Here is a 20,343-nt window from a genome sequence, read left to right as displayed (position 1 = left end):
TCACGCGCCGGCCTTGCTTTCAGGGTCGAGCAGGCGGTGCAGATGCACGACGAAATAGCGCATGTGGGCGTTGTCGACGCTTGCCTGGGCCTTGGCCTTCCAGGCGGTCTTCGCGCTCTCGTAGTCGGGATAGATGCCGACGATATCGAGCTGGTCGAGGTCGCGGAATTCTGTCCCGCCGAGCGTCTTCAGCTCGCCGCCGAAGACGAGGTGAAGCAGTTGCTTGTTCGCATTCTCGCCGGTCATGGACCGTCCTTCGCATCTTTTCGATTTGGGCGCTTCAAAGCAGCGTGCGTTCCGGCGAACGCGATGCCGCTGCTCCAGCCTGATTTCCCTTGCCGCATTCATGCGACGCCTGACGATTCCGCCCGGCTGCAAAATGCTCTAGAACAAAGCGCGTCACTTTGAAACCATCGAAACGTCAACGACCGTAGCCGGCGACGATCCCGGCCATGACGTCCAGCAGCGCGCCGCTGCCCGCGCAAAGCGCACCGTGGCGGATTTCCGCACCGCCGTAGCGGGGCCGGCGGCCTTCACGGTCGAGCAGGCGCCCGCCCGCTTCGTGCAGGATGAGGTCGGCAGCGGCGATGTCCCAGTCATGCGCGTTCGGCTTGACGAAGGTCGCGTCGAGCGAACCGTTGGCGATCATCGCCAGCCGATAGGCGAGCGAGGGAACATAGGCGGCGCGATGGATGCGCTCGCTCCACTCCGGCGGCAAGGCGTCCAGCATCGGCTTCGGGCCGGCGACATCGGGCCGCGCCGAGTCAGCGCGCACCGTGATGCGCCTGCCGTTGCAGAACGCGCCCTGCCCCGGCAGCGCCCAATAGGTTTCCCGCTTGGCCGGGCATTCGAGCACGCCGGCGATGGTGCGGCCGTCCTCGACAAGGGCGACACTGACGCACCAGGTATCCTTCCCTTCAAGAAAGCCGCGCGTGCCGTCGATCGGATCGACGACGAACAGGCGCCGCGCCTTTAGCCGGGCCGGATCGTCGGCGGTTTCCTCCGACAACCAGCCATGGTCGGGACGGGCGGCAAGCAACGTCTCGCGCAGATAGGCGTCTGCGGCGTAGTCGGCTTCGCTGACCGGCGAAGCGCCTTCCTTCATCCAGACCTGCGGGTCTTTGCCGAAATAGCGCAAGGCGATCGCCCCCGCCTGCCGCGCCGCGTCGCGCAGTAGGGCAAGGTCGGCTTCCGGAGCGATCCGCGCTCGTGTCTCAGCTTCCGGCAAGGGTCATGCCCGTGATCATCAGGGTCGGCGCCGCGGTGCCGAAATTGCGGTCGAGGTCGTTCGCGGCTTCCATGGCGAGGAACATCGTCTTGAGATTGGAGGCGATGGTTACCTCAGATACCGGGTAGGCGAGTTCGCCGTTCTCGATCCAGAAGCCGGAAGCGCCGCGGCTATACTCGCCCGTCACCATGTTGACGCCCTGCCCGAACACCTCCGTCACGTAGAAGCCGAATTTCAGCGAGCCGATCAGGTCCCGCGGCGTGCGGCTGCCGGGCTCGATGGCGAGGTTGGTGGAGGACGGTGACACCTGCGAGCCGCTGCGCGCGCCGCGCCCGTTGGTCGCCAGCCCGAGTTCGCGCCCGACCGAGGTGGAAAGCGTCCAGTGGTTCAAGACGCCGTTCTCGATCAGCAGCAGCCGCTCGCCCTCGACGCCCTCGCCATCGAACGGCCGGGACGCCTGGCCGCGCACGCGCAGCGGCTCGTCGGTGACGGTGATGGCGGCTGACGCCACCTGCTTGCCCATCATGTCGCGCAGGAAGCTGGTCTTGCGGGCGACCGAAGCGCCGTTGACCGCACCGGCAAGGTGGCCGGCGATGCCGCGCGCCACGCGCGGATCGAACACCACGTCGACCGGACCGGTCGCGGCCTTGCGCGCGCCGATCCGCTTCACCGCCCGCTCGCCGGCCGAACGGCCGATCCAGTCGGGCGCGTCGAGATCGGAGAAATGCTGGCGAGAGGAGAATTCGTAGTCACGCTCCATGCCGGTGCCCTCGCCGGCAATAACGCTGACGGAGCGCGAGAAGCGGGTGGCGACATACTGGCCGAGAAACCCGTGCGAGGTGGCGAGCACCAGTCCGCCCATGCCGGCGCTGGCGCCGCTGCCGGCGGAATTGGTCACGCCCTTCACTGCGAGGGCTGCTTCCTCGGCGGCCAGCGCATCGTTCTTCAACTGCTCCGCCGACACCTCGGTGGCATCGAAAAGGTCAAGGTCACGCGGCGCCTTTGCGAGCAGCGCCGGATCGGCCAATCCCTGATAGGGGTCCTCCGGCGAGACTTTCGCCATCGCCACGGCGCGTTCCGCCAGGGCCTTCGGGTCGGAGGAGGCGGTGGCAGACACCGAGGCGACGCGCTTGCCGACGAACACGCGCAGGGAAACGTCCTCGTTCTCGGAAGCGCCGGTGTTTTCCACCTTGCCCAGCCGCACCGAGACGCCGGTGGAGCGGCCGAGCACCACCACGGCATCGGCCGCATCGGCGCCGGCGCGCGTGGCGGCCTCGACGAGGGCCGCGACGCGATCGGTGAGTTTGGCCGAATCCAGCCTGTCGGTCATGTCCACTTTCCTGTTTCCCGGACCACCATCTATTGTTCCGATCCGGCTTGTGCAATGGTGGGCGCCGCCGGCTGCACCTCAGTGCTTCTGCGGCTGGTAGTGCGCGGCCAGGGCCCGCTCGACCTCGCGCTTCACTTCATCCTTCACGGCAACCGTCTCCGCCATGACCGCGTCGATCTTGAGGAAATCGAGGACGCGGAAGCGCGAGACCGGCGGCCGGATCAAAATATCCGGGCGGCACTGCATCAGCTTGTTGGCGATGATCGACTGCATCATCAGCTGCGTGGCGCCGAACATCAGGTCGACCGAACTCGGCCGCTTGCGCTCGGCCTCCGAGGGCGCGCCGACGACATCGACGGCGACGACGATGTCGGCGTCGCGCTCGATCAGGTCGAACGGCACCGGGTTGTAGATGCCGCCGTCGATCAACAGGCGGCCGTCACGCGAGACCGGCCGGAAGACAGCGGGGATCGCCGCCGAGGCGGCAAGCGCCGAATGCAGGTCGCCGCTGTCGAAGACCGCCAGTTCATGGCCGAAATAGTCGGTGGCCGTCACCTTCAGCGGAATCGCGAGGTCCTCGAAACGGTCCGGAACGGCTTCCGGCAGGAACGCCTTGAGGATGCGCTCGACATTGAACTGGCTGACATGCAGGCCGCCCTGCATCGCTTCGGCGAAACTGCCCGGCCGCGCCTTCCACATGCGGCTCGCCACCTGCGCGCGGGTGCCGAGAATGGAACGGGCATGGTCGTGGATGTCCCGGCCCTTCATGCCGGCGGCCATGCCGGCCCCCATGATGGCGCCGATGGACGAACCGGCGATGGCGACCGGGCGGATGCCCAGTTCGTCCAGCGCCTCGATGACATGGATATGGGCAAGGCCGCGCGCACCGCCGCCGCCGAAGGCGATGCCGAAGGTCGGGCTCATCCCTTGCTCCCGTCGGGTAGCGGCGGGCCAACGACCATGACGGCGGGATCGACCGAAAGAAGCTTTCTGGCGACGGCCTTCACCTCGTCCAGCGTCACCGCGTCGATATAGCCGGCGCGCCGCTGCATATAGTCGATGCCCAGCCCTTCGATCTGCAGTTCGACCAGCGTCGAGGCGATCGACGCGGAGGAATCCAGGTTGTTGATGGCGTAGGCGCCGACAGTGTAGGCCTTCGCGGCGGCAAGTTCCTCCTCGGTCGGCCCCTGCCCGGCCATGCCCTTGACCACGTCGCGGATGACGGCCAGCGTCTCGGCGGCGCGGTCGGAGCGGGTCGCCGTGCCGATCACCAGCGAGGACGAATGCTCGCTGTTCATCAACCCGGAACTGATGCTGTAGGCGAGCCCGCGCTTATCGCGCACTTCCTTGAACAGCCGCGAGGTGAAGGTGCCGCCGCCGAGGATCTCGTTCATCAGGGCTGCCGCGTAGAATTCCGGTGCATCGCGGGGAACGCCCGGCCAGGCCAATTGCAGCGAGGTCTGCGGGCGGTCGTAGTTCACCTCAAGCCGCTGGCCGAGCTTGAGTTCGGCGTCCGGCACGGCTTGCAGCGCGGGCTCCGCCGGCAGGTCGCCGAATACTTCGTCCAGCTTGCGCTTCAGCGTCGCCGCGTCGATGGCGCCGACCACCGCCACATGCAGGCCGCCACGGGCGAACAGCGCCTTGTGCAGGGCATGCAGGTCTTCGGCGGTCAGCGACGCGACGCTTTCTTTCGTGCCCTGCCCGGAGCGCGAATAGGGATGGCCGCCATAGATCGCCTCGGCCCATTTGCGGGCGGCGACCGTATCGGGATCGCGCTCGCCCGAAACGATGCCGGCGACGATCTGGGCGCGGATGCGGTCGATCGGCGCCTTGTCGAAACGCGGATGCTGCACAGCCAGCCGAAGCAGGTCGAAGGCCTTGTCCTTGCGCTCCGCCAGCATGCGCATGGAGCCGTAGACGGCGTCGCGCGTCTCGTTGAAACTCATCTCGGCGCCGGCGTCGTCGAGGCTCGTCTGGAAGGCGTCGCTGTCGAGATCACCCGCGCCCTCGTCGAACAGGCCGGTCATCAGGTTCGCCAGTCCCTCCTTGCCGGGCGGGTCCTGTGTCGAACCGCCGTCGAAGGCGAAACGGACCGCCACGATCGGCACCGTGTAATCCTCGACCAGCCAGGCGGTGACGCCCTTGTCCGATTTCACTTCCTGGATGGCGACGGCCGCGCGCGCCGAGAGCGCCGGCAGGATCAGGAAGAAAGCCGACAGGAAAAGCGTGGCGACGCCGAGAACAAGGCGTGCATGGAAAGGCTTCGGAGCGGCTTCCATCAGTTGGCCACCTGCGTCTTGGGCAGAAGATAGCCCGTCACCGAGCGGTCCGGCACCAGATAACGCGCCGCAGCCGTCTTGATCTGGTCTGCCGTCACCTTGGCGATGCGGTCGGGCCAGCCGGTGATATCCTCGATCGTTCCGCCTGTGGCGAGCGTCGCGCCATACATGTTGGCCATCGCATCCTGCCTGTCGCGGGCGAAAACGGTCGAGCGGATAAAACGGTCCTTCGCGCGGTCGAGTTCCTCTTCGGTGACGCCGCCGGTCGCGATGCGCGCCACCTCGGCATTCGCCGCCGCTTCGACATCGGCGACGCTGTTGCCGTCGCGCGGCTCGGCGTAGACGGCGAAATTGGTATCGTCCAGCATGTTGCCCTGGAAGGAGGCGCCGGCGCTGGTGGCGATCTTCTTCCTGACCACCAGTTCCTGGTAGAGCCGGCTGCGCGGGCCGCCGCCGAGGATTTCCGACAACAGGTCCAGCGCCTCGGCCTCGCCGGGTTTCGCCGTATGGTAGGACGGCACCACCCATTGCGTCGAAAAGCTCGGCTCGCCGACGCGCGCGTCGGTCAGCGTCACCGTGCGGCGCGAATTCTGCTCGGGCTCGACAGGGCGAATGCGCGGCGGCAGGTCCGGTCCGCGCTCCAGCTTGCCGTAAGACTTTTCCGCCAGCGCGCGCACCGTCTCGGCATCGACGTCGCCGGCCACCACGAGGATCGCGTTGTTGGGGCGATAATAGTGGTCGTAGAAGGTCAGCGCGTCGGCGCGGTCCAGCTTCTCGATCTCCTGTTTCCAGCCGATGACCGGGATGCGATAGGGCTGGTTCTGCCACAGCGTGGCGTCCACTTCCTCCTCCAGAAGGGAGCCCGGATCGTTGTCGACGCGGGCGCGGCGCTCTTCCAGGATGACGTCGCGCTCGGTGACGATGGTCTTGTCGTCGAGGATGAGGTTGCGCATCCGGTCGGCCTCGAACGCCATCATCTCGCCCAGCGCCGCAGGCGGCACGGTCTCATAGAAGGCAGTGTAGTCGTAGGAGGTGAAGGCGTTGTTGCTGCCGCCGATGGCCGCGATGGCCTTGTCGAAGGCGCCTTCCGGATAGGTCTTCGTCGCCTTGAACATCAGGTGCTCGAAGAAATGGGCGATGCCGGACTTGCCGGGCGGTTCGTCTGCGCTGCCCACCTTGTACCAGACCATATGGGTGACGATCGGCGCGCGGCGGTCGGGAATGACGACGACCTGCATGCCGTTGGCCAGCGTGAAATCGGTGATATCGGCCTGCCCGGCCTTCTGCTCGGCCGCCGCCGGAATGACGGAGCCTGCCACCAGCACCAGGACGACGAAGCAGGAGCGGAGCCGCGCGGCCAGCATTGTCATCGACGACTCCGGTGGAAAATCATTGCGAAACGATAGGTTGGGCGCAAAGGCGCGGGAAATGAATTATCCGTCATCTGCCCGGCAAACGCGGCCGAAGTCGGGCAAAGCGCCGTCATTCGGCCTCGATGAAGCGGATGACGGTTTCGCCGTAGCCGCGTTCGTCGATGATCGCGAAGCCGGTTCCCGGCTCGAACGGAGCGGAGGCCGCCTCCTCGACCACGCACAGGGCGCCGGGCGCCAGCCAGCCGCCGTCGGCGGCCGAGCGCAGCGCGCGCTCCCCCAGCCCCTTGCCGTATGGCGGATCGGCGAAGACCAGACCGAAAGACGCCATCGTGCCCGCTTCGCCCAATGCCGTGGCGTCGCGGCGGAAGATCTTGGTGCGGCCGGTGAGCCCGAAGGCCTCGACATTGGAGCGGATCAGGCCGCGGCCTTCGGCCGATTCCTCAATGAAGAGCGCAAAGCCAGCTCCCCGCGACAGCGCCTCCAGCCCCAGCGCGCCGGTGCCGGCGAACAGGTCGAGCACCCGCGCGCCCTCCAGCCGATCCGCGAAGCGATGCGCCAGCACGTTGAAGACGGCCTCGCGCGCGCGGTCGGTGGTCGGGCGGATGGAGTGATCGCGCGGCGTGGCCAACGGCCGTCCGCGCAAGGCGCCGCCAACGATGCGCATCAGCGCTTCTTCGGTCCGCCCGACTTCGGGCGTGGCCGATCGCCACCCGATCCGGAGCGAGGCGGCCGGGCGTTGCGCGGCTTGCGGTTTTCTTCGCCCTCGGCTTTCTTGCTTTGCGGCCTCGCCCCCGGCGCCATCCAGACATTGGCACGGCGCTGGCCAGGCGGGTCCATCGGGCGCTCATCGCGCTCGCGTTTGCCACCACGCGCCGGGCCACGGTCGGGACCCCGGTTGGGCTTGTCGGAGAAATCCCGGCCCGGCCTGCCGCCGAACCCGGATTTTTCGCCGAAGCCGCCTCGCTCCGGCCGGGTCGAAAGCTTGCCAAGCGCCTCGTCGCGGCTGTTTTCGCGGCGCTTGCGCGCCTTGATGAGCCCGCCTTCGCCGATCGGCTGGCGGTTGCCGTCGCGCATGGGCCGCGCGCGCTCGGGCTGCTCCGGCCTCGGCTCCGTCCGGCGCACCGGCTTGTTGGAGAAGGGCTTCAGCACGTCGGCCTCGAAATTCGCGCCGGACTCTTCGACCAGCCGCTCGCCGAGCTGTTCGCGCAGCGTGCGCCCCTTGATCTCCAGCACATGGCCTTCCGGCAGTTCGCCGAGCTGGAACGGCCCGTAGGAGATACGGATCAGCCGCGTCACGTCGAGGCCGAGCGCGCCGAGGATGTTCTTGACCTCACGGTTCTTGCCCTCGCGCAGGCCGATGGTCAGCCAGGCGTTGGTGCCCTGCGTGCGCTCCAGCGAGGCCTCGACCGCGCCGTAGAAGACACCGTCGACGGCGATGCCGTCCTTCAGACCGGCCAGAGCCTGCTCTTCCACTTTGCCGTGGACGCGGACGCGATAGCGGCGTAACCAGCCGGTGGCCGGCAGTTCCAGGACACGCGACAGGCCGCCGTCATTGGTCAGAAGCAGCAGGCCCTCGGTGTTGATGTCGAGCCGCCCGACCGTCATCAGCCGTGGCAGGTCGACCGGCAGGACGTCGAACACGGTCTTGCGCCCTTCCGGGTCGCGGTTGGTGGTCACCACGCCGGCCGGCTTGTGGAACAGGAACAGGCGCGTGCGCTCGACCGGCGGGATCTCCATGCCGTCGAGATGGATGACATCGCTTGCCAAGACGTTGAAGGCGGGCGTCTCGACGACCTTGCCATTCACCTTCACCCGGCCGGCGGCGATCAGTTCCTCGGCGTCGCGGCGCGAGGCGATGCCGGCGCGCGCCAGCCGCTTGGCGATGCGCTCGCCGCTTTCCTCGGCCGCATCCTCGATGCGCGGACGGGACCTGAAGCCGCCGGGCTTACGGTCACCGAAGTCACGCTTGGGGCGATCTTCGAAATCGCGCTTCGGGCGGTCGCCGAAGTCGCGCTTGGGCTCGTCGAAGCGAGCCTCCCGCTCTCCGCCTGCGGGCTTGTCGTACGGCTTGCGCGGCGGCCTCGGCCCGTCGGAGAATTGCCGCGGCGGACGTTCGCCGCGCACCGCATCGGTACCGCTACGCGCCGCGCTGCGCTCGAAACGGCCGGGGCGTGGACCGGACGGTCGCCTGTCGTCCCCTTCGCGCTTCTGGAACGGCTTGCGATCGCCGCGAAATCCGCCGCCTGCCCTTTCGCCTTCGGGGCGCTCGTCGCGTCGAAACGGGCGTCCCGTCCTTTCGCCGTCATTGCCGGCCGGACGCTCGCCGCGTGGCCTGAACGGCTTGCGCCCTTCATCGCGCTTTTCGTAGGGCTTGCCGCCCTCCCGCGTCCGGTAAGGCTTGTCGCCGGCGGACGAGCGCCGGTCATCGCCTTCGCGCTTCTGGTACGGTTTGCGGAAAGGCCGCGCTTGCGCCCCGCCTTCGGCCGCCGCATCCTTGCGGAAAGGACGCTCGCCGCCGAAGGCGCGCTGCGGCCGTTCGCCGGGCTCGCCGCTTCGCTCTTCGCGCGGCTTGTAGGGCTTGCGGTCGCGCTTGAAATCGCGCTCCGGCCCGCCGGCAGCCGTGCGCGGCTTGCCGAACTGCTTCTTGCCGCCGCCAAAGGCGGGCTTGCCGCCCTTGCCGGCGCCAGGGGAGCGCGGGCCGGAATGGCCTGCACCTGAGGGGCGTTGTCCGCCCGGCTTGCGGCCGCGCGGCGGTTTGTTGTCTCTATCGTCCATGGTCTTTGCCCGTTTGCGCGGCTAGATAACAGGATCGTCGCCGGGAGGCGAGGTTAATCGGGACCCGACAACGCGTGAAACGACCGAATTTCATGGCCCTGGCGCTGGAACAGGCAAAAGCGGCGGCGGCGCGCGGCGAAGTGCCGATCGGCGCCGTCGTCGCCCAGGGCGATAAGGTCGTCGCCTCGGCCGGCAACCGCACCCGCGAGCTCGCCGATCCGACCGCGCATGCCGAGATGCTGGCGATCCGCGAAGCCTGCCGCGCGCTTGCCAGCGAACGGCTCAACGGCTGCGACCTTTATGTGACGCTGGAGCCCTGCACCATGTGCGCGGGAGCCATCTCCTTCGCGCGCCTGCGGCGGCTCTACTTCGGCGCCGCCGACGACAAGGGCGGCGCGGTGACGAACGGCGTGCGCTTCTTCGCCCAGCCCACCTGCCACCACGTCCCGGACGTCTATGCCGGCCTGGGTGAAGTCGAATCGGCGGCAATGCTCAGGACATTCTTCGGCAGTCGGCGCTGACGAAAAGCCTCGCGGGGCCGTCTGCCCGACGGGCAGCGATCCTTACGCGACCGCCCTTACCAGGGCCACCAGTCGCCCCAGCTGCTCTTGCCCTTCGCCTCCGCCCTCAGGCGGCGCTCCTTCTTGTATTCGTCCTCGCCGATGTCGTCTTGCGGAGCATCGGCAGCGGGCTGGCGATAGGTCAGCGGCGGCTCGCTCAGATACTTTCGCGTCGTCGGATCGCCCTGCCTGCTCTCGGCCAGGCGGCGATTGATCTCGGCGCGGCGCGCCGTTCCGTTGCCGGAACTCTTCGTCGTGATCGAACCGGGGCCGTTCGTCACCTGCTGGGGCACTTCCGGTTTGGCCCCCATATCGTTGACGATCTGCGGATCGTAGTTGATATCGCCCCGATGCTCGGTGGCATAGTCACGCAAGCGCTGGCGTCGCTGCTCCGGCGACTCGGGCCACTGGGCGCTCGCCGTCTGGGTGATGCTGTCCTGCGGCTGCGGCAGCGATTCTTTCTGCCCCGGCGCCGGTTTCACCAGTTCGGGACGCGGCCTGTAGTCGATGTGCTCACGCTCCTGCGGCGCCAGCGAGAGGGCGCTGCTGAGGTCGCCGACGAGCTGTTCGCTGGCCGTCTTGTCGGTACCGTAGGTGGGCGAACTCATGCATCCGGCCAGTGCCAGCGCCGAGACGACAAGCGGCGCCACAAGAGCCGCGCGCCTGCAATGTCCGTGGTTCATGCCCAAATCCCACTCTCGCTCTCTGCCGTGCCGCCGTTGCCGACATCGTTCCCGCCCGCTCATCCAACGGAAATCCGGCGACAATTTGTCTTGCACGTTGTCCGGCACGGCTCGGGCGTGTTTATCTCAACAGCTAGCCGGGGGCAACGCACGGCCGGTCTTATCGATCCGGCCGTGACATTTGTGCACCGCCTACAGGCGGCCGAGCGCCTGCAGTTCGTGCAGCACCGCGGCGTCGCGGGCCGACACGTCAGGAAACGCCGGGTCGGAACCGACATCGTCGGTGTAGCGCCAGGACCGCGCGCATTTGCGCAGACCCTGATCCTCGGCCCGCTCGACCACCACGGCGACACCCTCGACGTCGTCGAGCCTGAAAGCATCGATGGGTGCGCCGTCATAGGAAAAGACGAGACCGCTGGTGATGGCGATCTCGGCCATGTCGACGCCGGCGAGTTCCTGTTCCAGCTTGCGGTCGCCGAGATAGACCACCGGCACGGCCTCCAGCGACGAGCCGATGCGCTTTTCGGCGCGCGCGATTTCCAGCGCTCCGGTAACGACACGCCGCATCTGCCTGACTTTACGCCATTTTCCGGCGAGCGCCTCGTTGCGCCACGTCGCCGGCACATCCGGCATCTGGTCGAGATGCAGCGACTGCGCATCGGGATGACGGTCCAGCCACGCCTCCTCGGTGGTGAACGGCAGGATCGGCGCCCACCATTTCGTCAGGCACTCGAACAGGTGGCGCACCACCTGCAAGGCGGCCTTGCGCTTCACGCTCGACGGCCCGTCGCAGTAGAGCGCGTCCTTGCGGATGTCGAAATAGAAGGCCGACAGGTCCACCACCATGAAATCGAGCAGCGACTTGGCGACACGCTTGAAGTCGAAGGCGTCGTAGCCGGCGCGCACGATCTCGTCCAATTCCGACAGGCGGTGAAGCATCAGCCGCTCAAGTTCGGGCATCTCGGCCAGCGGCACGTCCTCGCCCTCGTCGTGCGCCAGCGTGCCCAGCATCCAGCGGACCGTGTTGCGCAGCTTGCGATAGGCGTCGACATTGGTCTGGATCACCGATTTGCCGAGGCGCTGGTCTTCCCAATAGTCGGTGGTGGCGACCCACAGGCGCAGAATATCGGCGCCCGATTGCTTGATGACGTCCTGCGGGAACACCTGGTTGCCCAGCGATTTCGACATCTTGCGGCCGTCCTCTGCCATGGTGAAGCCATGGGTGATGACGGCGTTGTAGGGCGCCCTGCCGCGCGTGCCGCAGCTTTCCAGCAGCGAGGAATGGAACCAGCCGCGATGCTGGTCCGATCCTTCGAGATAGACGTCGGCCGGCCATTTCAGGTCAGGCCTGTCCTCCAGCGTGAAGGTGTGCGTGGAGCCGGAATCGAACCAGACGTCGAGGATGTCCTTGACCATGACCCAGGGTTCGTTGGCGCGGGAACCGAGGAAGCGCTCGCGCGCGCCGGCGGCGAACCAGGCGTCGGCGCCTTCCTTCTCGAAGGCTTCGACGATGCGGGCATTGACCGCCTCGTCCTTCAGGACGTTGCCGTCGGCGTCGGCGAAGACGGCGATCGGCACGCCCCAGGCGCGCTGGCGCGACAGCACCCAGTCCGGCCGCTCCTCGATCATCGCCCTCAACCGGGTTTGCCCGGCCGCCGGCACGAAGCGCGTGTCGTCGATGGCTTTCAGCGCGCGGTTGCGCAGGGTGTCGGATTCGCCAGAGGCAACCGCTTTCCCTTCCGTGGAAAGGCCGTACCCGCCCAGCGCCTTGTCCATGTAGACGAACCACTGCGGCGTGTTGCGGAAGATGATCGGCTTCTTGGAACGCCACGAATGCGGGTAGCTGTGCTTCAGCCGGCCGCGCGCGAACAGCGCGTTGCGGGCGATCAGTTCCTCGATGACGGCCTTGTTGGCGTCGCCCTTCTTGCCGTTGTCGTCGATGACGCGCGCCGGGCCGCCCTCGCGATCCGGGCCGAAGCCGGGCGCGTCCTTGGTGAAGTAACCGCCGTCGTCCACGGTGAACGGGATCGCCGGGTCGATGCCCCTGCCCTGCAACTCGCGGGCATGATCCATCCACGCCTCGAAGTCCTCGCGGCCATGGCCGGGCGCGGTGTGGACGAAACCGGTGCCGGCGTCGTCGGTAACGTGGTTGCCGGCAAGCATCGGAACGGCGAATTCGTAGCCACCGCCGAGCCCTTTGAAGGGGTGGGAAAGCGTAAGGCTTCCAAGTGCTTCGGCGGAAACGTCGCGAACCCTCCTCAGGGTTACCTTGGCCTTCTCGGCCGAGGGATCGGCCAGAGCGTCGGCGAAGATCAGTTTCTCACCCGGCTGCGGCCCGAAATCGTTCTCGGCCGCCGTGACTTCATAAAGGCCGTAGGCGATGCGCGGGGAATAGGCCACCGCGCGGTTGCCGGGGATCGTCCACGGCGTGGTCGTCCAGATGACGACGGACGAGCCAACGAAGTCGCCGGAGCCACCGGCCACCGGGAACTTCACCCAGATCGTGTCGCTCTCGTAGTCGTGGTACTCGATCTCGGCCTCGGCCAACGCGGTGCGTTCCACCACGGACCACATGACCGGCTTGGAACCGCGATAGAGCTGGCCGCTGGCGGCGAATTTCAGCAGCTCGCCGGCGATGCGCGCCTCGGCGTGGTAGCTCATCGTCAGGTACGGGTTCTTGAAATCGCCGATGACGCCGAGCCGCTGGAACTCGTCGCCCTGCACCTTGATCCAGTGCTCGGCATAGGCGCGGCATTCGCGGCGGAACTCGATCATCGCCGCCGGGTCGGTGAGGTCCGGCTTGGCCTTTCCCTTGGAGCGGTAGTTCTCCTCCTCGATCTTCCATTCGATCGGCAGACCGTGGCAATCCCAGCCCGGCACGTAATTGGCGTCGTAGCCGCGCATCTGGAAGGAGCGGTTGATGATGTCCTTGAGGATCTTGTTCAGCGCGTGGCCGATATGGATGTTGCCGTTGGCGTAGGGCGGGCCGTCATGCAGCACGTATTTCGGCCGGCCGGCGGAGGTCTCGCGCAGGCGCCGGTAGAGATCCATGTCCTGCCAGCGCCTGACCAGCAGCGGCTCCTTCTCCGGCAGGCCGGCACGCATCGGAAACTGCGTCTGCGGCAGGTAAAGCGTTTTGGAATAGTCGATCGTGTCGGCGGTATCGGTCATCGGTCTGCCATATGCGTTGGCCCAAAGGCCGCGAAAAAGCCCGGGGCGTTGAACTATCATGTTCTGGAAAAAGCGCGAGGGGTTCGTCGCGCGAAAAATCCCGGCGGCTCCGGCGGCGTCTCAGGTCTATGACCCTTAGGCCGCCCGGAACACCGGGCCGGTAATTCGTATCGCGATGGCACGCCGGAACGTCATGGGCCGGCTTCTAGCGGATGAAACGGCCGGAATAAAGCCGTCACATCGAGAAATCGAAACGATAGGAGGTCGAGACACCGATCATGAACTGGTCGGGCGAGCCGCGCTCCTTCACCAGGCTGGAATCGGCCGCCGGCCCCATCAGGCGGGAATATTCGCCGAACAGGCTCGCCGTCATCGGGTCGGTGACCTTCCAGGTGATGGCGCCGCCGACGCCGACCAATTTCAGCCCGCTGCCCGGGTGATACTCGCTGAGACCGGAAGCAGCCGATTCCGCCGCGTCGACGCCGTAATAGGCATCGAAATACTTTGCCGTCGCCAGCGACAGGCGCGGACCGCCGGAAATACGGACGTCCGGCGTGACGTCGTAAAAGGCGTCGGCGGCGAAATCGGCGACGACGCCGCTATGGGAGCGGATGCCGTGGCGGACTTCGGAGCGCACCCGCATCCAGTCGGTGGGATAGAACTCGAAGAAGCCGCCGGCCTCGCCGCCCCACTTCACCGGCTCCAGCCCCTTGAGTTTGTCGGCGGAGTTGTCGCGCCCCCACAGGAACTTGCCGGTCAGGCCGGCGCGCACATGGCCGTCGTCGACCAGCGCCAGCGATATGTTGTCGTTGCGCGAGGAGAAACGCGCCTCGGGGCCGGCCTTGCCGAGCGAAATGATCGGCTGGGCGCTGAGAAGATACTTCTTGCCGCCCTCGAAATTCGGCGCGACGAGTCCGGTCACGCCGACGGTCAGATACCAGTCGCCGGAAAGCCAGCCGGATGCCCCCTCGCCCGCCCCGGCTGCCGCCGGCGCCATCAAAAGCAGAGCCGAGGCCGCAGCCACCATCGAAGAACGAGTCATTCTGGCACCTTACGCACAACTTGCCGTTGACGGAAGCCTTGCCTCGGATTCCGTAAAATTTGATTTAATTCCCCTCGATCCACGGGAACTGGCCGCCGCGAACTTGCCCATGGACGCCGACCACAACCGGCGCTAGCTTTTCAGCCGTGGTTCAACTTCCTGCGGCGGAGACTGGAACGATGACACTGCAAGGCGACTCCCTGAAAAAAGCCATCGGCGAAACCCGCGACAAATGGGGCTGGTTCATCGCGCTCGGCGTGCTGCTGCTCATCTTCGGCGGCATCGCCTTCGGAAACCTGTTCATCGCCACGGTGGCCTCGGTCTACATGATCGGCTGGCTCATGCTGTTCGCCGGCGCGATCGAGATCGTCCATTCGTTCGGCGTGAAGACGTGGGGACGGTTCTTCTACTGGTTCCTGTCCGGCCTGCTTTACGCCGTGGCCGGCTTCTTCGCCTTCTACAATCCACTGCTCGCCTCGACGGTGTTCACATTCCTGCTGGCGGTCGCGCTGATCGCCGCAGGGCTGCTTCGGGTCTGGGTCGGCTACCAGCACTGGTCGGAAAAGGGTTCCGGCTGGATCGTCACCGCCGGCGTGGTCACCGCGCTGGCCGGCCTGGTCATCGCCATGCACTGGCCGGTCAACAGCCTGTGGGTGCTCGGCCTGTTCCTGGCCATCGACCTGGTGTTCCAGGGCTGGACCTTCATCGCCTTCGGCCTGGCGTTGAAGAAGGCGATCTAAAAGGTAATTTTCCCGTCGAGTTCCGACAACGGGCGCACCCCTGAAAGCAGCGCCCGCGCTTCCGCGTCGTCGCGCTTCATTTGGGCGACCAGCGCATCCAACCCGTCGAACTTCTCTTCGCCGCGCAGCCAGCCGAACAGCGACACCGCGCACGTCTCGCCATAGAGATCGCCGGAGAAATCGAACAGGAAGGTTTCCAGAAGCGGCGCGCCGTTGTCGTCGACGGTCGGGCGGCGGCCGAAATTGGCCACGCCATCGTGCAGCGTGCCGTCGGCGCGGCGGAAGCGCACCGCATAGATGCCGTGCCGCAGGGCCGTATCGGCGGGCAAAGCCATATTCGCGGTCGGAAAGCCGAGCGTGCGGCCAAGCTGCTGGCCGCCGACGACCTCGGCCTCGACGGTGAAACGATAACCCAGCAGGCCGGCGGCCTCGGCCACGTCTCCTTCGGTGAGCAGCTTGCGGATGCGGCTCGACGAAATCACGTCCGTGCCCTCGTCACGAAAGGCGTCCACCAGCGTCACGCCGAAGCCGTGCCGCTCGCCCGCTTCCATGAGGTAGGCCGGCCCGCCCTGGCGGTCCTTGCCGAAATGGAAATCGAAGCCGGTGACGACATGGGTGACGCCGAGGCACCGCTCCAGCACGTCGGTGATGAAGGTTTCGGGCGACTGCGCGGCGAAGGCGCGCGTGAACGCCTGCTCGACCATGGCATCGAAGCCGAGCAGCGACAGCAGCCGCGCCTTCATCGGCGGCGGCGTCAGCACGAACAGCGGCTGGTCCGGCCGGAACACTTTTCGCGGATGCGGCTCGAAGGTCAGCACCAGGGCCGGCACGCCGCGCCGCGCCGCTTCCTCCAGCGCCCGGCCGAGGACGGCCTGGTGGCCGCGATGGACGCCGTCGAAATTGCCGATGGCGACGACACCGCCGCGCAGATGCTGCGGCAGCGGCGCATCGGCCGGAAGATGCGTGAACGAGCCTGCCATGGACGGCCTACCGCAGCTTTGGCATGATCGCCACCGGACGGTAGCCGCCATGCGTTTCCAGGAAGGCGGCAAGGCGCACGGGATCGGGCGCCGACGGCTCGCCGTATTCGCGCGCGTGCAGGCCGCCGGAGACGTAGAGCACGTCGAAGCCGTTGTCGGCGGCGCCCTTCACATCCGTCATCATACCGTCGCCGATTGCCAGCACTTCGCCGCGCGCAAGCTCGCGGCCGAGCACCTCGCCGGCCACCCTCAGCGCGACGTCGTAGATCGGCGCGTGCGGCTTGCCGGCGATCAGGGTACGGCCGCCCAGTTGGGCATAGTCGCGGGTAATCGCGCCGGCGCACCAGATCAGCCGCTCGCCCCGTTCCACCGCGATATCGGGGTTGGCGCAGATGAACGGCAGGTTCCTCGCCCGCAACCGCATGAGCAGGTCACGATAATCTTCCGGCGTCTCGGTTTCGTCGTCGTAGAGGCCGGTGCAGACGGCAGCCTGCGCCTCGAACTCCTCGACCAGTTCGACGTCGAGCCCGTCATAGAGGCTGAAATCCCGCTCGGGGCCGATATGCAGCACCTTGCGCGGCCCCTGGGCGATCAGGTCGCGGGTGACGTCACCGGACGAGACGACGCGGTCGAAGGCCTCAGTCGGAAAGCCGATGGCGCGGATCTGGGCCGCCACGTCGGCGCTGCGCCGCGGCGAATTGGTGATGAGCACGACCGCCAGCCCGGCCCCACGCGCGCGCTGCAAGGCGGCGGCGGCAGCCGGAAAATGCGTCTCGCCGTTGTGGACCACGCCCCAGACGTCGCACAGCAGCGCCGCATAGCGGGGGCTGAGCGCATCGAGAGAACCGATCGTTTCGGGCAACTGCGCCATACCGCGTCCCATGCGCCATGCTTCCGGATAGTGCCGGCGGACGGCCGGCAGCCCGAATTAACCGAAGCTTTCCATCCTGTCACCAGCTTTCGCCCCGCGCATCGCGATACAGCCGAACCGGTGCGAGGCGATCCGCATGCGACAGGGTTAACGAAGGTGCAACGGCGCGTTCAGCTTTACCGGCATTTCAGGAACCTGAAATTTAAGGTTTTCTGCGATGTTACCGCCATCGCGTGGGTGGCGGGATCAAAATCATGTTGCGCAGTTTCTGGAAAGATCGGCGAGGCAACTTCGGCATGCTGACGGCCTTTGCCCTGGTTCCCATCATGGGTGCGGTGGCGCTGGCGGTCGATTACACCGGCATGGTGCGTGAAAAACAGGATACGCTGAACGCGCTCGACGCCGCAGGCATCGCCACGGCCCGCTACATTTCGTCGGGCGCCTCCGATGATGAGGCGATCACCTACGCCAACGATTTCTTCATGGCCAACCTCAGCGCCGTGCCCCCCTCCAACGTCAAGCTGAACGTGCTCCTGCCGAGGGACAATACCGGCGGCGGCACGCTGAAACTGACGGCCACGCTGAAATACGACCCCTATTTCCTGCCTGTCGCCGCCATGCTCGTCGGCCAGGACAGCAAGGCGCTTACGTTCGACGCGAGTTCCGAAATCCAGCTGAAGAACACGGTCGAGGTCGCGCTGGTGCTCGATAATTCGGGTTCCATGGACTATTACGGCACCGGCTCGGGCAAGAAGCGCATCGATCTCCTGAAAGCCGCCGCCAAGCAACTGATCTCCACGCTGGCCGGACAGGCCGCGATGATCAAGCAGGTGGCGGAGCCCGTCCGGTTCGGGGTGGTGCCGTTCTCGGCCTCGGTCAATGTCGGTCCCGACAATTATTACGTGAAAAAGGCGACATGGCTCGATCTCGACGGCATCTCGCCGATCCACCACGAGAACTTCGACTGGACGAGCTTCGGCAACAGCAACAACACATCCAACCGCAGGGTCATCAAGAACGCTGTCACCGGCATCTACGAAAAAAAGGGGTCGGACTGGGGGACGGACCAGGTCGACACGAAGGTGACGCGCTTCACCCTGTTCGACGAGATGAAATACTACACCGACAGCAACCAGACGAAAAAGGCCCCCTATTCATCCTGGGCCGGCTGCGTCGAGCAGCGCCCCAGCCCCTATGACGTCAACGACGCGCCGGCAAACCCGTCCAACCCCGCCACGATGTTCGTGCCGATGTTCGCTCCCGACCAGGTCACCGGCGACTACAACGACTGGTTCCTCTACGAGCGGAACAGCAAAAAATATTACTGGAACGACATCTCGACCAACAGCTCCGCGCGTGTCCGACAAGCCTATATGCCGAAATATTTCGACCTGCCGACCATCGGCTACGTCGCGCCCTACAGGACGCAGCCCGCCGGCATGGACGCCGGCCCGAACGCCAGTTGTTCCACGCAGCCCATCACGCCGCTTACGGACGTGACCAACGTGGCGGGCATGACCAAGGTCAAGGACGCCATCGACGCCATGGAGCCGCAGGGAGCCACCAGCGTCGGCAGCGGCCTGGCCTGGGGCTGGCGTGTCGTCTCCAGCGGAGCGCCCTTCACAGAGGGCCGGCCCGAGACGGAGAAAGGCAACGACAAGGTCGTCATCGTGCTGACCGACGGCGCCAACACCTACTACACGCCGGACTCCCTGCGGTGGGGCTCCGACAGCGCCGGCACCAAATCCACCTACGCGGACTACGGCTTCATGGCTCCCTACAACGCCGACAGCCGATACTCGCCCCGCATGTTTCTCAACACCAGCAGCAACGTCGTGAAAAGCGGCAGCGGCGCCTTTGACAACAGCAATTACACCAAGGCCATGAACGAGCAGATGGCGACGTTGTGCCAGAATGCCAAGGATTCCAAGATCCTCATCATGACGGTGTCGCTGGACATCGATCCTAGCAAACTCTCCAGCGCAAGCGAGAGGGCGGCGGCGCAATCGCAGATCGACGGCCTGAAGTCGTGCGCTTCCGAGTCCCGCTACCGCAAGGATCCCGACGATCCGTCGAAGCCGGCAAAGCTCTACTGGAATGCCACCGGCGCGGACCTTTCCGACAAGTTCAAGGAAATCGCCGACGAGCTTTCCAACCTGCGCATCGTCGGCTGACAAGGCAGACCGACCAATCCTTTGCCATACGAAGGCCGGCCCGGTTGAACGGGCCGGCCTTTCTGCTTTCGGCGAACTAGCCTACATCGGCCGCCGAACCGGCTGGCCGCGTTCCGGTTCGACGACCTTGCGATAAAGATGCCAGGTGGCGTGGCCGAGGATCGGCACGATGACCGCCAGCCCGGCGAACAGCGGGATGGAGCCGATCACCAGGAGAACGGCGACCGTCAGCCCCCAGACCGCCATCGGCCCCGGATTGGCGATCACCGCCCGCGCCGACGTCTCAATAGCGGCCACCGCACCGACATCGCGGTCGAGCATGAGGGGAAAGGCGACCACGGTTGTCGCCAGCACCACGATGGCGAAGACGAGCCCGGCGGCATTGCCGAGCAACATCAGCCGCCAGCCCCGCTCCGTCGTCAGAATCTCGTTGAGGAAGCCCGTCATCGAGGCCGGCGCGGTGTCGCCGTACAGGTTCGTATAGATGGATTGCGCGGTGAACAGCCACAGCAGGAACATCACCACCAGCAAGGCGCCGATGACGGCGATTGACGGCAGTGCCGGCGAATGGCGCACATCCAGCGCATGGTGCCAGTTCGAATTCATGCCGAGTTCGCGCCGCCGGCTGATCTCGTAGAGGCCGATCGCGGCGAACGGGCCGACCAGGGCGAAACCGGTCATCAGCGGATAGACGAGATGGATAGCGTTGGAGCCCGTCGACCACTGGGTCAGGATCAGGCCGACGATCGGGTAGATCAGGCACAGGAACACGTAATGCGAGGGCTTGGCCCAGAAATCCTGGGCTCCCAGCCGGAGCGCGTCCCAGAGATCGGCGACATGAATGCGACGCACGACGGGCTGAACACGCATGCCGCGCGCGTCCGCCATGACATGAAAGCTGGTCATAACCATCCTCCCGATGCTGCGGGGACGGTCACCGCCATGGTGGCCGCCCGAGGCTGCCACTTGCTGAACAGGAAGAATGATAGCCGATTGGAGGCGGCTTGTCGTGCCTTTCGGCCCGACTGACGATCACAACATGGTAAGAAGCGAAAGAAGAATGGTGGGCGATGTAGGGATTGAACCTACGACCCCACCCGTGTGAAGGGTGTGCTCTCCCGCTGAGCTAATCGCCCG

At 66.2% G+C, this 20,343-nt stretch carries 17 protein-coding genes and 1 tRNA gene; 3 read left to right on the top strand and 15 right to left on the bottom strand.

Features of this window, described 5'->3' with window-relative positions:
• The 8 genes from E6C48_RS07965 to E6C48_RS07930 all read right to left on the bottom strand — a co-directional run bounded on the left by E6C48_RS07965 (nucleotide 1) and on the right by E6C48_RS07930 (nucleotide 8,985).
• Entirely contained in the window at nucleotides 1–246 is a 246-nt protein-coding gene (locus tag E6C48_RS07965) for a DUF4170 domain-containing protein (protein ID WP_136355816.1), read from the bottom strand.
• 175 nt (nucleotides 247–421) lie between these two features.
• Nucleotides 422–1,228 (bottom strand): 3'(2'),5'-bisphosphate nucleotidase CysQ, encoded by an 807-nt coding sequence (locus E6C48_RS07960; protein ID WP_136355814.1) that lies wholly within the window; start codon nucleotides 1,226–1,228, stop codon nucleotides 422–424.
• On the bottom strand, nucleotides 1,215–2,558 hold the full coding sequence (locus E6C48_RS07955) for a TldD/PmbA family protein (RefSeq protein ID WP_136355812.1): 1,344 nt from the start codon (nucleotides 2,556–2,558) through the stop codon (nucleotides 1,215–1,217). The genes E6C48_RS07960 and E6C48_RS07955 overlap by 14 nt, the downstream gene beginning before the upstream one ends.
• A 78-nt stretch (nucleotides 2,559–2,636) precedes the next feature.
• On the bottom strand, nucleotides 2,637–3,482 hold the full coding sequence (locus E6C48_RS07950; protein ID WP_136355810.1) for a patatin-like phospholipase family protein: 846 nt from the start codon (nucleotides 3,480–3,482) through the stop codon (nucleotides 2,637–2,639).
• Nucleotides 3,479–4,837: a M16 family metallopeptidase gene (locus E6C48_RS07945; protein ID WP_136355808.1), complete on the bottom strand. Its 1,359-nt coding sequence runs from the start codon at nucleotides 4,835–4,837 to the stop codon at nucleotides 3,479–3,481. The genes E6C48_RS07950 and E6C48_RS07945 overlap by 4 nt, the downstream gene beginning before the upstream one ends.
• A complete protein-coding gene (locus E6C48_RS07940) occupies nucleotides 4,837–6,207 on the bottom strand; it encodes a M16 family metallopeptidase (protein ID WP_136355806.1) in 1,371 nt (456 codons plus the stop codon). Before E6C48_RS07940 ends, E6C48_RS07945 begins: the two co-directional genes overlap by 1 nt.
• A 112-nt stretch (nucleotides 6,208–6,319) precedes the next feature.
• Nucleotides 6,320–6,874 carry a 16S rRNA (guanine(966)-N(2))-methyltransferase RsmD gene (rsmD, locus tag E6C48_RS07935; protein WP_136355804.1) on the bottom strand — a complete coding sequence of 185 codons (555 nt, stop codon included), beginning with the start codon at nucleotides 6,872–6,874 and terminating at the stop codon, nucleotides 6,320–6,322.
• Entirely contained in the window at nucleotides 6,874–8,985 is a 2,112-nt protein-coding gene (locus E6C48_RS07930) for a pseudouridine synthase (RefSeq protein WP_136355802.1), read from the bottom strand. Before E6C48_RS07930 ends, rsmD begins: the two co-directional genes overlap by 1 nt.
• Nucleotides 8,986–9,059: 74 nt before the next feature.
• Between E6C48_RS07930 and E6C48_RS07925 the strand changes: the two genes are divergently transcribed.
• A complete protein-coding gene (locus E6C48_RS07925; protein WP_136355800.1) occupies nucleotides 9,060–9,506 on the top strand; it encodes a nucleoside deaminase in 447 nt (148 codons plus the stop codon).
• A gap of 56 nt (nucleotides 9,507–9,562) precedes the next feature.
• Here E6C48_RS07925 and E6C48_RS07920 read toward each other — a convergent pair whose 3' ends face one another.
• From E6C48_RS07920 to E6C48_RS07910, 3 genes are all read right to left on the bottom strand, one after another.
• Nucleotides 9,563–10,228, bottom strand: coding sequence for a hypothetical protein (locus E6C48_RS07920; protein WP_136355798.1), 666 nt, complete (start codon nucleotides 10,226–10,228; stop codon nucleotides 9,563–9,565).
• 192 nt (nucleotides 10,229–10,420) lie between these two features.
• The gene (ileS, locus tag E6C48_RS07915) at nucleotides 10,421–13,399 is read right to left on the bottom strand and encodes an isoleucine--tRNA ligase (RefSeq protein ID WP_136355796.1); all 2,979 of its coding nucleotides are present in this window, start codon (nucleotides 13,397–13,399) and stop codon (nucleotides 10,421–10,423) included.
• 235 nt (nucleotides 13,400–13,634) lie between these two features.
• On the bottom strand, nucleotides 13,635–14,441 hold the full coding sequence (locus tag E6C48_RS07910) for a MipA/OmpV family protein (protein ID WP_136355794.1): 807 nt from the start codon (nucleotides 14,439–14,441) through the stop codon (nucleotides 13,635–13,637).
• A 179-nt stretch (nucleotides 14,442–14,620) separates the two neighbouring features.
• On the opposite strand from E6C48_RS07910, the gene E6C48_RS07905 reads away from it, so the two are divergent.
• The gene (locus E6C48_RS07905; protein ID WP_136355792.1) at nucleotides 14,621–15,181 is read left to right on the top strand and encodes an HdeD family acid-resistance protein; all 561 of its coding nucleotides are present in this window, start codon (nucleotides 14,621–14,623) and stop codon (nucleotides 15,179–15,181) included.
• Here the strand turns inward: E6C48_RS07905 and E6C48_RS07900 are convergent.
• Both E6C48_RS07900 and E6C48_RS07895 read right to left on the bottom strand, forming a co-directional pair.
• Nucleotides 15,178–16,161 (bottom strand): bifunctional riboflavin kinase/FAD synthetase, encoded by a 984-nt coding sequence (locus E6C48_RS07900; protein ID WP_136355790.1) that lies wholly within the window; start codon nucleotides 16,159–16,161, stop codon nucleotides 15,178–15,180. The two genes, E6C48_RS07905 and E6C48_RS07900, sit on opposite strands and share 4 nt — an antisense overlap.
• Nucleotides 16,162–16,168: 7 nt before the next feature.
• Complete coding sequence (locus E6C48_RS07895) at nucleotides 16,169–17,032, bottom strand: TIGR01459 family HAD-type hydrolase (RefSeq protein ID WP_136355959.1); 864 nt, start codon at nucleotides 17,030–17,032, stop codon at nucleotides 16,169–16,171.
• 254 nt (nucleotides 17,033–17,286) lie between these two features.
• Between E6C48_RS07895 and E6C48_RS07890 the strand changes: the two genes are divergently transcribed.
• Nucleotides 17,287–19,206: a TadE/TadG family type IV pilus assembly protein gene (locus tag E6C48_RS07890; RefSeq protein ID WP_136355788.1), complete on the top strand. Its 1,920-nt coding sequence runs from the start codon at nucleotides 17,287–17,289 to the stop codon at nucleotides 19,204–19,206.
• An 81-nt stretch (nucleotides 19,207–19,287) separates the two neighbouring features.
• On the opposite strand, the gene E6C48_RS07885 is transcribed toward E6C48_RS07890, so the two are convergent.
• On the bottom strand, nucleotides 19,288–20,112 hold the full coding sequence (locus E6C48_RS07885) for a DUF2189 domain-containing protein (RefSeq protein ID WP_136355786.1): 825 nt from the start codon (nucleotides 20,110–20,112) through the stop codon (nucleotides 19,288–19,290).
• A gap of 155 nt (nucleotides 20,113–20,267) precedes the next feature.
• A tRNA-Val gene (locus E6C48_RS07880) sits at nucleotides 20,268–20,342 on the bottom strand.
• Between the last annotated feature and the right edge of the window lies 1 nt (nucleotide 20,343).

This window comes from Ollibium composti, assembly GCF_004801285.1.
GTDB lineage: Bacteria > Pseudomonadota > Alphaproteobacteria > Rhizobiales > Rhizobiaceae > Mesorhizobium > Mesorhizobium composti.
This window is presented reverse-complemented; position numbering and strand designations above follow the sequence as displayed.

Excerpts from the sequence above, each read along its gene's own strand:
- E6C48_RS07920 (WP_136355798.1), bottom strand. The coding sequence starts at position 10,228 with ATGAACCACGGACATTGCAGGCGCGCGGCTCTTGTGGCGCCGCTTGTC.
- rsmD (WP_136355804.1), bottom strand. The coding sequence starts at position 6,874 with ATGCGCATCGTTGGCGGCGCCTTGCGCGGACGGCCGTTGGCCACGCCG.
- ileS (WP_136355796.1), bottom strand. The coding sequence starts at position 13,399 with ATGACCGATACCGCCGACACGATCGACTATTCCAAAACGCTTTACCTG.
- E6C48_RS07955 (WP_136355812.1), bottom strand. The coding sequence starts at position 2,558 with ATGACCGACAGGCTGGATTCGGCCAAACTCACCGATCGCGTCGCGGCC.
- E6C48_RS07940 (WP_136355806.1), bottom strand. The coding sequence starts at position 6,207 with ATGACAATGCTGGCCGCGCGGCTCCGCTCCTGCTTCGTCGTCCTGGTG.
- E6C48_RS07910 (WP_136355794.1), bottom strand. The coding sequence starts at position 14,441 with ATGACTCGTTCTTCGATGGTGGCTGCGGCCTCGGCTCTGCTTTTGATG.
- E6C48_RS07945 (WP_136355808.1), bottom strand. The coding sequence starts at position 4,837 with ATGGAAGCCGCTCCGAAGCCTTTCCATGCACGCCTTGTTCTCGGCGTC.
- E6C48_RS07885 (WP_136355786.1), bottom strand. The coding sequence starts at position 20,112 with ATGACCAGCTTTCATGTCATGGCGGACGCGCGCGGCATGCGTGTTCAG.
- E6C48_RS07950 (WP_136355810.1), bottom strand. The coding sequence starts at position 3,482 with ATGAGCCCGACCTTCGGCATCGCCTTCGGCGGCGGCGGTGCGCGCGGC.
- E6C48_RS07905 (WP_136355792.1), top strand. The coding sequence starts at position 14,621 with ATGACACTGCAAGGCGACTCCCTGAAAAAAGCCATCGGCGAAACCCGC.
- E6C48_RS07900 (WP_136355790.1), bottom strand. The coding sequence starts at position 16,161 with ATGGCAGGCTCGTTCACGCATCTTCCGGCCGATGCGCCGCTGCCGCAG.
- E6C48_RS07890 (WP_136355788.1), top strand. The coding sequence starts at position 17,287 with ATGTTGCGCAGTTTCTGGAAAGATCGGCGAGGCAACTTCGGCATGCTG.
- E6C48_RS07965 (WP_136355816.1), bottom strand. The coding sequence starts at position 246 with ATGACCGGCGAGAATGCGAACAAGCAACTGCTTCACCTCGTCTTCGGC.
- E6C48_RS07930 (WP_136355802.1), bottom strand. The coding sequence starts at position 8,985 with ATGGACGATAGAGACAACAAACCGCCGCGCGGCCGCAAGCCGGGCGGA.
- E6C48_RS07895 (WP_136355959.1), bottom strand. The coding sequence starts at position 17,032 with ATGGCGCAGTTGCCCGAAACGATCGGTTCTCTCGATGCGCTCAGCCCC.